At 49.4% G+C, this 15268-nt stretch carries 11 protein-coding genes; 7 read left to right on the plus strand and 4 right to left on the minus strand.

Annotation, left to right across the window (positions count from 1 at the left end; all coding sequences use genetic code 11):
• Positions 1-4 precede the first annotated feature (4 nt).
• From H8730_RS00845 to H8730_RS00865, 5 genes are read left to right on the plus strand one after another with little or no spacing between them, the layout of a single operon-like run.
• Positions 5-1654, plus strand: a complete 1650-nt coding sequence (locus tag H8730_RS00845; RefSeq protein ID WP_177719709.1) for a DAK2 domain-containing protein — start codon at positions 5-7, stop codon at positions 1652-1654.
• Positions 1655-1666: 12 nt separating this feature from the next.
• The gene (locus H8730_RS00850; protein ID WP_177719708.1) at positions 1667-2314 is read left to right on the plus strand and encodes a glycerol-3-phosphate acyltransferase; all 648 of its coding nucleotides are present in this window, start codon (positions 1667-1669) and stop codon (positions 2312-2314) included.
• Positions 2311-3039: a lysophospholipid acyltransferase family protein gene (locus H8730_RS00855; protein ID WP_177719707.1), complete on the plus strand. Its 729-nt coding sequence runs from the start codon at positions 2311-2313 to the stop codon at positions 3037-3039. Before H8730_RS00850 ends, H8730_RS00855 begins: the two co-directional genes overlap by 4 nt.
• 18 nt (positions 3040-3057) lie before the next feature.
• A complete protein-coding gene (locus tag H8730_RS00860) occupies positions 3058-3873 on the plus strand; it encodes a phosphatidate cytidylyltransferase (RefSeq protein ID WP_177719706.1) in 816 nt (271 codons plus the stop codon).
• Between the two features lie 30 nt (positions 3874-3903).
• Positions 3904-6939: an ATP-binding cassette domain-containing protein gene (locus tag H8730_RS00865; protein ID WP_177719705.1), complete on the plus strand. Its 3036-nt coding sequence runs from the start codon at positions 3904-3906 to the stop codon at positions 6937-6939.
• Positions 6940-7065: 126 nt separating this feature from the next.
• Here the strand turns inward: H8730_RS00865 and H8730_RS00870 are convergent, their stop codons facing one another.
• Genes H8730_RS00870 through H8730_RS00880 form a run of 3 tightly spaced genes read right to left on the minus strand, consistent with a single transcriptional unit; the run spans position 7066 to position 9796 of the window.
• Positions 7066-7761 carry a P-II family nitrogen regulator gene (locus H8730_RS00870; RefSeq protein WP_177718972.1) on the minus strand — a complete coding sequence of 232 codons (696 nt, stop codon included), beginning with the start codon at positions 7759-7761 and terminating at the stop codon, positions 7066-7068.
• Between the two features lie 6 nt (positions 7762-7767).
• Positions 7768-9303, minus strand: coding sequence for a DUF1538 domain-containing protein (locus H8730_RS00875; RefSeq protein ID WP_249289216.1), 1536 nt, complete (start codon positions 9301-9303; stop codon positions 7768-7770).
• Positions 9304-9340: 37 nt separating this feature from the next.
• On the minus strand, positions 9341-9796 hold the full coding sequence (locus H8730_RS00880) for a MarR family winged helix-turn-helix transcriptional regulator (protein ID WP_177718976.1): 456 nt from the start codon (positions 9794-9796) through the stop codon (positions 9341-9343).
• 403 nt (positions 9797-10199) lie between these two features.
• On the opposite strand from H8730_RS00880, the gene H8730_RS00885 reads away from it, so the two are divergent.
• On the plus strand, positions 10200-11579 hold the full coding sequence (locus H8730_RS00885; RefSeq protein ID WP_177718978.1) for an MATE family efflux transporter: 1380 nt from the start codon (positions 10200-10202) through the stop codon (positions 11577-11579).
• 278 nt (positions 11580-11857) lie between these two features.
• On the opposite strand, the gene H8730_RS00890 is transcribed toward H8730_RS00885, so the two are convergent.
• Positions 11858-12715 carry an AraC family transcriptional regulator gene (locus H8730_RS00890; RefSeq protein WP_177718979.1) on the minus strand — a complete coding sequence of 286 codons (858 nt, stop codon included), beginning with the start codon at positions 12713-12715 and terminating at the stop codon, positions 11858-11860.
• A 126-nt stretch (positions 12716-12841) separates the two neighbouring features.
• On the opposite strand from H8730_RS00890, the gene H8730_RS00895 reads away from it, so the two are divergent.
• The gene (locus tag H8730_RS00895) at positions 12842-15262 is read left to right on the plus strand and encodes a glycoside hydrolase family 31 protein (RefSeq protein WP_249289153.1); all 2421 of its coding nucleotides are present in this window, start codon (positions 12842-12844) and stop codon (positions 15260-15262) included.
• The last annotated feature ends 6 nt before the right edge of the window (positions 15263-15268 follow it).

A 15268-nucleotide genomic window follows, 5' to 3' on the forward strand; every position in this document is an offset into this window, starting at 1 on the left:
GGAATTGACAAAAACAACAGATGGAAGTTTACTTGCCAATATGCTGCACGCCGCCGCCATAAATCTTCGGACCCACAAGCAGGCAATCAATAATCTGAATGTCTTCCCGATTCCAGACGGTGACACCGGCGATAATATGCTGCTGACCATGATGGGCGGTGTGGATGCTATAGACTGCGGTGAGACCAGCGTATGTGAAGTCTCCCGACAGGCGGCAAACGGCATGTTGCTCAGTGCAAGGGGAAATTCCGGAGTTATTTTATCTCAGCTTTTTGACGGGATCGCCGAGGGGCTTGACGGACTTGACAGCGCTGACAATGTGCAGATCGCGAATGCTATGCGCTGCGGTGTGCAGCACGCGTATAGCGCGGTGATGGAACCCACCGAAGGCACCATTCTGACGGTTGCCCGCTGTGGCAGCGAATATGCCGCAGAGCAGACGCCGCAAAATTTGGAGGAGTATTTGGATAATTTTCTCGCCGAAGCGAAACACACTCTTGACCGCACTCCTGAGATGCTTCCGGTTCTAAAAAATGCCGGCGTCGTAGACTCAGGAGGTGCGGGTTTGGTATATATCATTGAAGGAATGCGGAAAGCCTTAACCGGTGAAATAAATTTTGACGAATATAAGCTGTCTGCGGAACAGATCACGCAGGATATTGATCTGGATTTGTTTACCGAGGACAGCATTCTGGAATACGGTTACTGCACAGAGCTTTTGCTTCGCCTGCAGAAGAGCAAGACCAACCCCGAAAGGTTTGAAGTGAGTACAATCACCGAGTATCTGAAAAAAATCGGCGACTCGGTCGTTGCTTTCAAAACCGGGAGCATCGTGAAGATCCATGTACATACCATGACGCCGGACAAAGTTCTCGGTTTTTGCCAGATGTACGGCGAATTTCTGAAGATCAAAATCGAAAATATGTCTCTCCAGCATAACAATGCCGCGATTGAAGAAATACCTGTTTCAGTCAGCCCAAGACCCACCCGCCGCCGATACGGAGTGGTAGCGGTATGTTCGGGGGAAGGAATTAAAAAACTTTTCGCAGAGCGAGGAGCGGATGTTATCGTAGACGGCGGGCAGAGCATGAATCCCTCTGCCGAGGAGTTTTTAATTGCGTTTCGTCAAATCAATGCAGATACAGTTTTTGTACTGCCCAACAATGCAAATGTGATTTTGTCGGCAAAGCAGGCGGCGAGCCTTTACAGCGGTGCCGATGTCCGGGTAGTGGAGAGCAAAACCATCGGAGAAGGCTATGCCGCGCTTTCCATGTTGGATCCGAATGCTGACAGTGCCGACCAGCTGACAGAGGAGCTGCGAAACGCCATGCGCGGTGTTGTCACCGCTGAAATATCGAAATGCGTGCGGGACGCTGATATGCAGCAGACGAAGGTTCACATGGGAGACTATATCGGGTTTTCGGGCAAGGAACTTCTGACCACAGCGGATAACCGGTTTGACGCTTTGTGCGCAACAGTCGATAAACTGGATTTTGCGAAATATGATATTTGCATCCTCATACGCGGTGCGGGGGCAAGCAGCGAAGAGGCCGCAAAAGCAGAAGAATACATCCGTACACAGTATCCGGGAAAGGAGCTTTATGCGATAGATGGTATGCAGGAAGTATACGAGTACATCTTGATTCTTGAATAGCGGAGGGAAAATATGGAAATGTTGCTTTACATAGCATCGGCAGTGTGCGCCTATCTCATAGCGGGAATCAATCCGGCAATTGAGTTTTCAAAGAGGGTGTACCACAGGGATATCCGGTCCTGCGGAAGCGGGAATCCGGGGTTTACCAACTTTAAGCGTACCTTCGGAAACAAATGGGCATGGTGGGTACTTCTCCTGGATCTATCTAAAGCGGCCATTGTCACGGCTGTTTTCGCCTGGCTGTTTGGGCTGTATTTGGACAGCTATCAGTTCGGCGCCGCGTATACCGGCTTCTTTGCACTGCTCGGCCACGCCTATCCTGTTTGGTATAAATTTAAGGGGGGCAAGGGTTTCCTCGTCTATATGTCGGTCATTTGGTTCATCGACTGGAGGGCAGGGCTTGTCGCGCTGGGCATTATGCTTGTGCTTTTGGCAATCACCAGATATATGTCTCTTTCGACTGTAACGGCAATGCTCTCCTGTCCAATCACTTTGGCGGTGAGAAACGCTCCGGCCTCCGTCATCTTGCTTTGCACGGTTTCGGTATTGTATATTGCTTTTCGCCACAAAGAGAATTTCAAACGGCTGATAAAGGGCGCGGAGAGCAAATTTTCTATGACGACAAGCAAGTCGGCGGATTCAAGGGAGCAGGCGGTATGATTGTCGTATACATCATAATCATACTGATAGCCGTCCTAGTGCTATATATTGTTTTTCTGGCAATCTGTGCAGTTGTCATCGATCCAAAACGTGAATATGAGACAGACAGTCGGTTTTACCGCTTTCTGATAAACAGCGCTGCGTTATGTATTTTAAAAATCGTGCGGATTCAAGTGCAAACCTCCGGCCTTGAAAAAATACCGAACGATACGAAGCCGGTGTTTGTTTGCAATCACCGCTCCAACTTTGACCCCATCATTACCTGGTACATATTGAGAAAATGGGAACCGGCCTTTATTTCAAAGGATGCCAATTTCAAGATCCCGTTTTATGGTCGATTTATTCGAAAATGCTGTTTTATGCCCATCGATCGGGAAAATCCAAGAAAAGCCTTAAAGACCATCAATAAAGCGGCAGAGCTTGTTAAAAGGAGCGAGGTGGCGATCGCTGTTTACCCGGAAGGGACCCGCAGCAAAAACGGGGAATTGCAGCCATTTCACAACAGCGTATTCAAGATAGCACAAAAAGCGGGAGCACCGATCGTTGTCTTGTCAATTTCAGGGACAGAAGCGATACATAAGAACTATCCCTTTCATGCATCGCATGTTTTCCTAGATGTGATCGATGTGCTGCCTGCGGATGAAATCCAAGACATGAAAACAGCCGCAATCGGCGAGCGTGTATACGCTTCCATTGATCACCGGCTACAGACAATAGGGAAATAACAGGACAGGGAGATAAAAATGCTGAAAACAAGAATTATCACAGGTGCAGGTATATGCGCAGCAATATGCATTACAGTAGCGTTTTCCCATGTGACATGGTTTTTGAAGACCGTTGTGGCGTACCTTTGTCTCCAGTCGATTTTTGAGCTTTACCGGGCAACAGGGGCAAAGGAGAAACGGGCGCTCTATAGGATTACCTGCCTTGCAGCAGTGGCCGTATGCTACCTTGACATCCCGCATTATGAGACGGTTGTAAGTTTGATTTTTGTCATGGCCGTAGCAGTGTTTATATATATGCTGGTGAACATCAAACGGATACAGTCCATCCAACCGGCTATGTCAGTTGTAATAGCCTGTTTCATTGTCTGCTTCTATAAAGCAATGGTGACAATCCGCGGTGAAGAACACGGGTTTTATATTCTGACCTCAGCTATACTGCTTTGCAGCGTGACAGATATCGCGTCCTATTTTGTCGGCAGAGGGATCGGAAAGCATAAAATGGCGCCGGTTGTAAGTCCCAATAAGACCGTTGAAGGCGGCATCGGTGGAGTTGTCTGTTCCACAGCATTTTTTCTCCTGCTTGCCTTTGTCCTGGACAAGATTGGTTTGATTTCGGTTTACTACGGGAAGCTTACAGTCTATGTTGTTCTTGCGTCCCTAGTGGCGGAATTCGGGGATCTGGCTTTGTCCTGTATAAAGCGGATCGTGGGAATAAAGGATTACGGCGCGCTCCTTCCCGGGCATGGCGGGATTCTTGACCGATTTGACAGTTTATTGTTTGTGCTGCCATTTACCTGCCTGTTTTGCAGCAGCGTAGGGTTTTTCAGGATATAGGGTGAAATCTAACAGAGAGGAAGAAAACGAATGCTTGAACTTAAAAACATTAAAAAAGATTATCCCGCCGGTGACGGTGTCGTTGCCGCCTTGAAAGGAATTGATTTAAAATTCCGCGAAAGCGAATTTGTTTCCATTCTCGGCCCCTCCGGCTGCGGCAAAACGACAATGCTGAATATCATCGGCGGTCTCGACCAGTATACCAGCGGTGATCTTGTCATTAACGGAAAGTCCACCAAGGATTTCCGCGACAGAGACTGGGACAGCTACCGAAATCACTCGATTGGCTTTGTGTTCCAGAGCTACAACCTGATCCCGCACCAGTCGGTGCTGCAAAATGTAGAGTTGGCGCTCAGCCTCTCCGGCGTGTCCAAGTCGGACCGAAAGCGGCGGGCGAAAGAGGCGCTGGAAAAGGTAGGGCTGGGCGATCAGCTGAACAAAAAGCCAAGTGAGATGTCCGGCGGTCAGATGCAGCGCGTTGCCATTGCCCGCGCGATTGTCAACAATCCGGATATTATCCTGGCGGACGAGCCTACCGGAGCTCTTGATACCGAAACCAGCATTCAGGTCATGGATATATTAAAAGAAATCTCCAAAGACCGATTAATCATTATGGTTACCCATAATCCGGAGCTTGCGGAAAAGTATTCGACGCGTATCATTCGTATGCTGGATGGCGAAATAAAGGGGGATTCAGCGCCTCTCACAAAAATCGAGCTTGCAGGTGAGATGCAAAAGGACAGAGCAAGGCTTGAAAGCAATGCGCAAAAGGACAAAAAAGAAAAGAAACCGTCTATGTCCATGGGCACCTCTTTCAGCCTTTCCCTGAAAAACCTGTTTACGAAAAAAGGCAGAACGGCGCTGACATCCTTTGCCGGCAGCATCGGAATCATCGGCATAGCACTGATCTTTGCCGTGTCACAGGGCATGACAACCTATATCAATACGATTCAGGAGGAGACCCTCTCGTCCTATCCTCTGACGCTGGAAGCGAGCCATATGGATGTGGGAACATTGATGGAAACCTTTACGGGAAAAGCTCAAGCCTCCGGCAAGCATGAAAATGATGCTGTCTACCAGAAATCCATGATGTATGAGATGATGAACTCCCTCAATACCATGGAGTCAAAGGAAAATGACCTGAAAGCCTTCAAGGAATATATTGAAGCGGAACGCGCTGACGAAAACAGTACATCCGGAATCAGAGAGGCTGTCAGCGGCGTACAGTATACCTACAATATGGATCTACTGGTCTATACCAAAAATACCGACGGAACCATCATCCAATCTGATACGAAAGCGCTTTTGCAGGATATCCTTCTCGAATACTTCGGCATGGACATGTCAGGTATGCTTGGCCTCGGCGAGAGCTCTGGCGTGATGGAGAGTATGGAGGCTATGTCCAGCCTTTCCTCAAGAGGATCGTCGATTGTCCTGTGGCAGGAAATGCTTCCCGGCGATAACGGAAAACTGATCAGCCCTGTTTTGGAAAAACAATACGACTTGGTTTACGGCACCTGGCCCACACAGTATGATGAGATTGTACTGGTTGTGGACGAAAACAACGAGTTGGACGATATGACGCTTTACGCGCTGGGTCTGAAATCCAAAGAAGAGATCGACAAGGTCGTTGACGCGGCTCTGAATAAGACCGAGCTCGAAATTGAAGAGCACAGATGGACCTATGAGGAAATCTGCGATAGGGAGTTCCGCACCATTTTGAATTCTGAATGTTATAAGCTGGACGAGGGTACAGGACTGTATACGGACTTGAGAAACACCGATGCAGGACTTCGGTATCTGTATGACAGCGGCATATCCCTGAAGGTTTCCGGCATTATCCGTCCCAATGAAGATACAATTTCCACCATGCTCTCCGGGTCTATCGGATATACCAGCAAGCTGACGGAATATGTAATTGAGCAGTCCAAAGACTCTGCCGCCGTCAACGCACAGCTTGACGATCCTTCGACCGACATCTTCACAGGGCTTCCCTTTAAAGAGAGTACCGGCAATATGACAGATGCAGAAAAGGAAACCGAGTTCAGAGACTACATTGCGGCACTGGATGAACAGGGCAAGGCAGACGCGTATACTAAAATTATGAGCATTCCGTCGCAGGAGCAGGTTGACGGAGCCGTGACACAGACACTCGGCTCCATGACAAGGGCCGACATGGAGGCGCAGATGACGGCTGCGCTCACCGAACAGATGGGAATGAGCGAGGCGGACATTGAGGCGTATATCACGGCGATGAGCGATGATGAAATGAAGGAGCTGTTCGCGGAAATGATCGCCGGGCAGTTCAAAACACAGTATGCCGCCCAGGTAGAGCAGCAGTTGTCCGGTATGACTACAGCTCAGCTCGCCGGCGCTTTGGATATGGCATTGCAGGGGTATACCCCAGAACAGTGTGCTCTCTATCACGATGAGGTTTTGGAATTTTCGGAATCCAGCTATGACAGCAATCTGACAAATCTTGGATATGTGGATCTGGACAGTCCGTCAACCATCAATCTGTACGCGGCAACCTTCGAGGATAAGGACATCATGGAGGACGCTATTGCGGTATATAACGAGACAGTGGACGATTTGGAGGAAATCCAGTACACCGATTATGTCGGGATGATGATGAGTTCTGTCACTGCAATTATCAACGCCATAACATATGTGCTGATCGCCTTTGTCGCGGTCTCTCTGATTGTTTCGTCGATCATGATCGGTGTCATTACCCTGATATCGGTTCAGGAGAGAACGAAGGAAATCGGAATTCTCCGTGCGATCGGCGCATCCAAGAAAAATGTATCCAATATGTTTAATGCGGAGACAATGATTATCGGTTTGGCTTCCGGGCTGCTCGGCGTACTGATTACCTATCTGCTCTGCATACCGGTCAACCTTATACTGCATCATCTGACCGGTATCGGAAACCTGAGCGCATACCTGCCGGTCCCTGTGGCCATTGTGCTTGTATGTATCAGCGTTTTGCTTACCCTTCTATCCGGTCTTATTCCGTCGAGAAGCGCCGCCAAGAAGGATCCCGTCGTGGCTCTGCGCTCGGAGTAAATCTAGCTGTTTTGGATGCCATTTAAAAATCGGAGTGGCGATCCCGGTGGGGATTCGCACTCCGATTTTTTACAGGGGGACATATTCTATAGGCATCGAAGCATAGGCCAAACAGCGCTTGCATGGCTACTCCATACCGATAACCGTGTCGATGGGCAGAGAAAGCACAATCCCTTTCGCGTCACTGTGCATACCGCATTTGTCACCGATGGCCTGCATAATTTTCAGCTTGCTTTCGTTTTCGGCCACAATGAAAAGCATTTCCTTTTCCTCCTGGATGCTCATGCCCCAAAAGCCCATAGCCTCTTTATTTCCGATTCTTCTGCTGTGGACGACCGTTCCGCCGCCGGCACCGGCTGACCGTGCAGCCTCCATCACTTCTTCACTGTAGCCCTGATTGATAACCGCTGCTATCAGAGAATATTTTGTTTCCGCCATGTCTGTGTCATCCTTTCTGTCTTGTAGTTCGATTTTGCCGTTGTTCAGCTGTTCTAAAAGGCGCAGGATAAGAAGGTTTGCACCGGACAGCGGCAATGTAAAGGCAATCCCGCTGTTCACAGAACTAAGCTTTAGTTCATCTTTCATCTTTTTCAGCATCTCATCGGCAAACGGCTTTGGCAATGTGCAGAGCAAAATCCGTTTATCCGGGCTGCCAAGACCCAAAATGTCAATCATCTCGCTGGGTACAGTGCCTACAGCATTCCACTGGTACTGGAGTGGGATCGCGCCCCTCTGAAACATTTCAGCGGCTTTTTCGGATAATTTCGGAGTCGTTATCAAAAATAGCGCACGCAAAGGGGCATGCTTGTCATTGGGATTCATATAGGCTCACTCCTCCTCAAATTCTACGATCGTATCGATATCCTCCGGCAGCATATCGTCCGGCTTTGTCATCATTTGTTGTTTTTTCATTTTGAACTTATACTGCAACCCCATGATTTGAACGGCAATAAGCGGGGTAAGCGCAACCAAGGCAACTACGCCAAAGGCGTCAGTCATAATGTTACCGCCAAGCGCTTCACAGGCTCCGATGCAGAGCGGCAGCAAAAAGGTTGAGGTCATCGGCCCGCTGGCGACTCCGCCGGAGTCAAAGGCAATGCCGACAAATATTTTTGGAACAAATCGGGACAATATAAGGGCGATGATATATCCTGGGATAATAATCCATTGAATCGGAATCCCGGTGAGAATTCTCATTACCGAGAGCCCGATGCTGACAGCTACGCCGATGGAAAGAGCGCGATTCATTGCTTTTGCCGATACCGTCCCGTTGGTAACCGTTTGAACCTGACGGTTCAGGATTTGAATCGCGGGTTCCGCCTTCACAATAAAATAGCCGATGAGCATCCCGATAGGGACAAGCAGCCATTTTTGATTTCCGCCGGCAAGTTCACGGCCGAGCATTGTACCGACAGGGGCAAAGCCGACATTGACGCCGCAGAGAAACAGGACAAGACCTATGTACGTATAGAGAAAGCCGACCACGATTCGCCTTCTCTGTCTGCGCTGGTAGCGGTGGCTGGCTATTTGAAATACAAGGAAGACCGCAGCAATCGGGAGAACGGAGATGAAAACCTCTTTTGCATATTGAGGAATTTCCATTGCGAATGCCCTTGTCACATCCTTCATCGTGACAACATCTGCGACTTCTGCGGCGCTGTATACGGCATCTTTTGGGGAATAACAGCAGCCGAGTATCATAACAGCCAGCACGGGCCCTACACTGGAGAGAGCCACCAACCCGAAGCTGTCGCTTGATGCGTTTTTGTCGCTGCGGACAGAAGAAAGACCGACACCCATCGCCATAATAAACGGGACGGTTATAGGGCCGGTTGTCACGCCACCAGAGTCGAAGGCAACCGCGAGAAATTCCTTGGGCACGAAAAAGGAGAAAACGATAAGCACGGCATAGAGAATCATAAGCAGGAGGGATAGATCAATTTTTAGGATGATACGCAGGACGGCGAGGGAAAGAAAAAGGCCGACGCCGACCGCCACCGTAATGATGAGCACGCTGTTGGGGATAGAAGGAACCTGTTCCGATAGGATTTGCAGATCCGGTTCCGCTACCGTGATTAAAACGCCCATTATAAATCCGATTGCGGCCGCCAGCCCAATCTTGTTGGATTTGGACATTTCGACGCCGATGCCCTCTCCGAGAGGACTCATCGACATCTCAGCGCCGAGCTGAAACATGCCCATTCCCACAATCAGCATAAAAGCGCCGGCAAAGAACATGACAACGGTGCCTATTTCCAGCGGAACAAGAAATATGCTGAGCAAAAGAACAATCCCTGTGATCGGCAAAACCGCTGCGAGCGATTCCCGTATTTTTTCTTTCAGTTTAGGATTCAAAAATTGCATCTCCTTTCCGGCAAATTTTTGCGGCAACCCAATGGTCTCACGATTCACCCCTTTTTGAATGGAAGGACTCCCGCATATAATCGTTTGCATTGTCGTTCATACGTTGAATATAGCCTGCGATTGTATCTATTTCTTCTCTTGTGAAACCGCGGCTTATCACGGATAAAAATTTTTCCTGAACCTTTTTCCCCTCGCGGATGATTTCAGACGCGGTATCGCATAGCTGCAGATGAATCGTCCTGTGGTTACGGCCCTCGTAGCTGCCCTGTAAATATCCTCTTTCTTCGAGATCCCGGACCGATGCAGATACATGTGATTTCGTGATTTTAAGCTTATTCACGATGTCGGACGCTGTGTCGCTCCCCGCATTTTTAGAAAGGAAAAGTAAGACCAGCATTTCCGCCATTGTCAGCTTATACTTGTTACAGACGGGGAGTAAAAGCGACGAATACAATTCCTTGTTGACATACAAGTTCTCAATGATGCCTTCCATACAGATACCTTCCATATATTTTTCCTCAAAAGTCAATTATTGAACAGTTCGTTTATGAACTATTGTATAATATTACGTTTAAAAAGTCAATTCCAACCGCAAAAATATCATAGATTGTTTACAATTTTACAACATGTTTCGGTCCTTGTATTTTCAACAGACCGGCAGTCAAGTGACGGCAGACAATGAAACGTAAGGGCTTGACAAAAATGCCCTTTTGCGTATAATATATTGTGCTTGCTCGGAGGGCAAATCATTCAGAGGAAATGGTGAGCCGGATAAGGCAACAGGCTGAGATGCCTGTATGACTTATCCGGCTTTTTGTCCTATAGGAAAGACTGCCGCGGCAGTCCTGATAAAAGTCTCTGAGCGAAGAGGCATCAACAGGTTATGGAGGGCTCATATGTCGGAAGAAGTAATAAAAAACACCGGAAACACTGACTTTCTCACAGGAAAAATGAAACCGCTGTACTTTCACTATTTGACGGCCGCTTTCGGCAGCGCGCTGATTTCTTCCATCTACGGCGTAGTCGATATGGCGATGGTCGGTCAGTATCAGGGCCCGAACGGAACGGCCGCTTTAGCTGTAGTCAGTCCGATCTGGAACATCATATACAGCTTAGGGCTGCTCATGGGAATCGGCGGGTCTGTCCTTTTCAGTACCCTGCGCGGGGAGTCAAAGCAAAATCAAAAAAAGTCAAATGAATATTTTACAGCTTCTCTGATAGGAGTAGCGATTTTAGCGGCGATTGCTTGGATGGCAGTGATTTTCTTTGACCGCGAACTGCTGATCCTTTTCGGTGCGGAGGAAACACTGCTCCCATTGGCACAGCGCTATCTGTTACCTGTTAAATTTGCGGTGCCGAGTTTCCTTTTGACGCAGCTTTTGGCGGCTTTTTTGCGCAATGACGGCAATCCGGGGCTTGCCACCAAAGCCGTATTGTTCGGCGGTATTTTCAACGTGTTTGGGGACTGGTTCTTCGTGTTCGCTCTCGATATGGGGGTTATGGGAGCAGGTCTTGCGACCGTCATGGGTTCCGTGTTCTCTCTGATCATTATGCTTACCCACTTTTTCAGCAAAAAGAACACACTTCGGCTGGAAAAACCGGCAAAGCTGTTTTCCATGTTAAAATCGATCAGTGTGACCGGCTTTTCGACCTTCTTCCTTGACGTGGCGATGGGGATCCTGACAATGCTGTTCAACCGCCAGATCTTGCAGTATTTAGGGACAGATGCGCTGTCCGTTTACGGGATCATTATCAACATCAGCACCTTTGTCCAGTGCTGTGCTTACAGTATCGGTCAGGCGTCACAGCCGATTATCTCCACAAACTTCGGTGCGCATAAAGGGAAACGGATCCGCGAAGTTCTTCAATATGCTCTCGCAACAGCCGCCGTATTCGGTCTGATTTGGACGGCGCTCGCTGAGTTTGCTCCCAATCTCTTTGTCAGCATCTTTATGGCGCCAACAGACGGTATCCTAGAGATAGCGCCTGCCATAATACGCAGCTACGGCATTTCATTTTTATTGTTGCCGCTCAATATCTTTTCCACATATTATTTCCAGGCGCTGATGAAACCATCCATTTCCTTTGTTGTATCAGTGTCAAGAGGTGCTGTCGTAAGCGGCATTTTGATTTATCTGCTGCCCTCTATTGCCGGAGCGGACAGCCTTTGGTTTGCGATGCCCATCACAGAATTATTGGTTGCGATTTTCGTAGTGATCATGATGACACGCTATACAAAACAATTGTTGTCGGACGATAGAAAACAAAACGCATGAAAACATTTTGATGTTTGTGCTTGCGATTGTCAATTCCTTCTTCGGCGGGCCGCTGAAGGAACGGGAGATGAATCCGAATTTTGTCGGAACCTGGCCGAATATACTGCGGCAGTGCAGAGAAAAACGAAGAAAAGGGAGCTTGAGACGGATGAGCAGAAAGTCGATTTTGTGGCTTCTTTTGATTGGAACCGCATGACGGCTCAGGATGAAACGGTATGGAAGGAAATATTCAAAACATTGGCAGAACATGGCGTAAGCCTTTCGGAAGAATAGAGGATCTAATCGGCGGAAGAAAGGGACAGCTGGTACTGCTTCGGCGTCTGACCGTATTTTTTGCAAAACAGGCGGATGAAATAGCTGATGTTTGAAATGCCCACCTGCATAGCAGTTTCGGTGACGGTCATGCCTTGCCGCAGGCAGGCCACTGCCTTTTCCAGCCGAAGGTCATTTAGAAACGCAAACGGCGTCTGGCCGGTATAAAGGCGGAATACCCGTATATAGTGAGAGGGAGAAAGTGCCGCCTGCTCCGACAGCTGCCGGATGGTCAGATCCTGTCCAAAGTGGCGATTCATAAAGGTGATGCTTTCTTTAACGGCCCCGGCCTGGGGATTGTACGGGCGGATGACGGTTTTTGCCAAATGCCCATTCTTCCAGAATAATTCCAGCAAATGCAGCAGTCCCGTTTGTATCCGCAGTTCCCAGCCGGGTTCCTTTGTGCCGATACAGGAAATGCAGTCCATTAATCCCCGCGACAAATCCGAATAGCCTGCCTCGCTCCGGCCAATGCGAACCGGGAGAAGCAGGCTCCCTTTTTCCAGCTGGTTGAGGAAGAGTGATGCATCCTGTTCGAGCAGCGGCGAAAGCAGTATCCGGAGATCAAATACTAGAAGATCTGCCTTGCCCATAGGTTCACTGGTGCGATGGAGAATGCCTCTGTTGACACAGAGAATATCGCCGGCAGAATAGGGACAACTCTGTCCTTCCAACTCAATAGACCCTGCCGTTTCAGTCTGAATCAGCTCCAGCTCCCGATGCCAATGCAGCGGAATGAGGACCTCATCAAAATGATATGATGCCAGCGGTACGGCTAGAAAATCACGTTCCGAATGTTCTTCATACTGTTGTCGCGAAACCATAATCCCCTCCATGCGCATATTGTGCTAAAAATTGCGTATAAAATGCGCGCAATTTTATCCGTAAAGCGTTATACTTGTATTATATAGTGTAGGGAGATTCCTGTCAACAGAAGGGGAGTGGCAACGATGTATCAGCTTATTCAAAGACAGCCGGAACTTATTTTGCAAAGTCCTGATACCCTGCTTCGGCTCTATCCGGTCCATGAACGCGCCGTCCGCATAACCATGACCGGTCGGGATCACTTTCTGCCGGAGCCGGAACATGAAAATCTGACGCCTGTTGTTTTGAACAAAACTCCGTTTCCAGACTATGTACTGCGGGAAGAGGGGCAGACCGTCACTTTGAAATTGAAGTACTGCGCCGTGAGTGTGTGTCTGGAAACCGGAGCGATTGCATATCAGGATTCGACCGGCATGTTGCTGACCCAAGAGCCCCAACGGGGCGGTAAGCATTTGGTAGAAACGCGAGTATTGCGCAATATTTTTACCGGTGAGGGCGAACTGGTGCAGAGGCAGTCGGCGGATGGTGTGAAGGTTACCGGTGGAGAATATGAAACCGTGCTGGATCGCATGGCATATCAAGCCAAGGTGGAATTCATTTTCGGGGAAGAGGGTCTTTACGGGTTTGGGTCCCATGAAGAGGGGTATGGCAATCTTCGCGGAAAATCCCGCCAGCTGTATCAGCAGAATATGAAGGCCTGTGTGCCCTCCTTTGTTTCGACGAAAGGGTATGGATTTCTCTTCGACTGCCGCTCTCTCATGACCTTTGAAGACAATGCTTACGGTTCCTACGTCTGGATGGACACCGTGGATGAACTGGACTACTATTTTCTGGCTGGTCCGGATTACCCGTCTGTATTGCGGACATATCGGGATCTGACCGGTGCCGCCCCCATGCTTCCTAAATGGGCATTCGGTTACGGGCAAAGCAAGGAACGGTATCAGACCGCCGCAGAACTGATCGAAATTGTGGAAGAATACCGTCGCCGCAAAATTCCGCTGAGCTTTATCGTTCAGGACTGGCAGACCTGGGAGGAGGGAAAATGGGGACAGAAGAGCTTTGACCGCAGCCGTTATCCGGATCCTGCGGCCATGACGCGCAGGCTCCACGAACTGGGGGCGGCTCTGATGCTTTCCATCTGGCCTAATATGAATGGCATGGGCGAAAACCAACAGGAAATGTTGGAACACGGGTATATGTTGGGAAATCGTTCTACCTACAACGCTTTTTCCAAGGCGGCGCGCGATCTTTACTGGAAACAGGCCGACGAAGGAATTTTCCAATACGGTGTGGATGCCTGGTGGTGCGATTGCACGGAGCCCTTTGAAGCGGACTGGAGCGGTACGCTTCGCCTGGAACCCCATGAACGTCTGAAACGCAACGTGGAGGCGGCAAAAAAATATCTGGATGACGGGGAGTGGACCGCGTATTCGCTCTGCCATTCCCGCGGCATTTATGAGGGACAGCGCAAAACGTCAGAGGAAAAACGAGTGGTCAACCTGACCCGCTCCTCTTTTGCCGGTCAGCACCGGTATGGGGCGCTCACCTGGTCGGGGGATATTGGCGCAAATTGGGAGACCCTTGCCCGCCAGATTCCGGAGGGCCTCAATTTCTGTGCATCCGGTGAACCCTTCTGGAGTCTGGATATCGGCGCATTCTTTGTATCTCCGGGAAACGAATGGTTCCGCTGCGGAGAGTATCCCCATGGCTGCGAAGATCTCGGATATCGGGAGCTGTATACCCGTTGGCTTCAGTTTGGAACGTTTCTGCCGATGATGCGTTCTCACGGCGCGGATACACCTCGGGAAATCTGGCGGTTTGGCGAACCTGGCACTCCGTTTTATGATGCAATTGCCAAATTTATCCGGCTGCGGATGGAACTGTTGCCATACCTTTATTCCCAGGCTGCCGCTGTCTCCATGAAGGGAGATACCTTCCTGATGCCTCTGGGATTGGCATTCCCCAGCGATCCGGCATCATTTGATGTGACAGATCAGTTCATGTTTGGGCCGTCCATGATGGTCTGTCCGGTGACCCGGCCCATGTATTACGAAGCGGGTTCGAAGCCATTGGAAGGAGTGCCCAAATCCCGAGCCGTCTATTTGCCTGCCGGATCCGGCTGGTATGATTTCTGGACGGGAGAGTTCCATTACGGCGGTCGGAGCGTGGAGGCCGAGGCCCCGCTGGAACGGATTCCCCTTTATGTCAAAGCGGGCTCCATACTTCCCCTCGGTCCGGTATTGGAATATCCAGGTCAGGCACCGCATCCGGAATTGACGTTGCGGGTTTACCCCAGAAAGGATGGAAACTTTGACCTTTATGATGACGAAGGCGATTCTTACCGGTATGAAAAGGGAATGTACAGCTTGACACCTGTTCACTGGGATGATAGGCGCCGTACGTTGACCATCGGCCGGCGGGAGGGCTGTTACCCTGGAATGCCGCAATCTCAGGTATTCCATATTGTACTGGGGAAAATGGAAAAAACCATCCTTGTGGAACACGGTGAGGAGATACAGATTTCATTCGACAGTTTGTTGGGATAGGATAGA

The organism is Bianquea renquensis, assembly GCF_014384895.1.
Taxonomy (GTDB): domain Bacteria; phylum Bacillota; class Clostridia; order Lachnospirales; family Bianqueaceae; genus Bianquea; species Bianquea renquensis.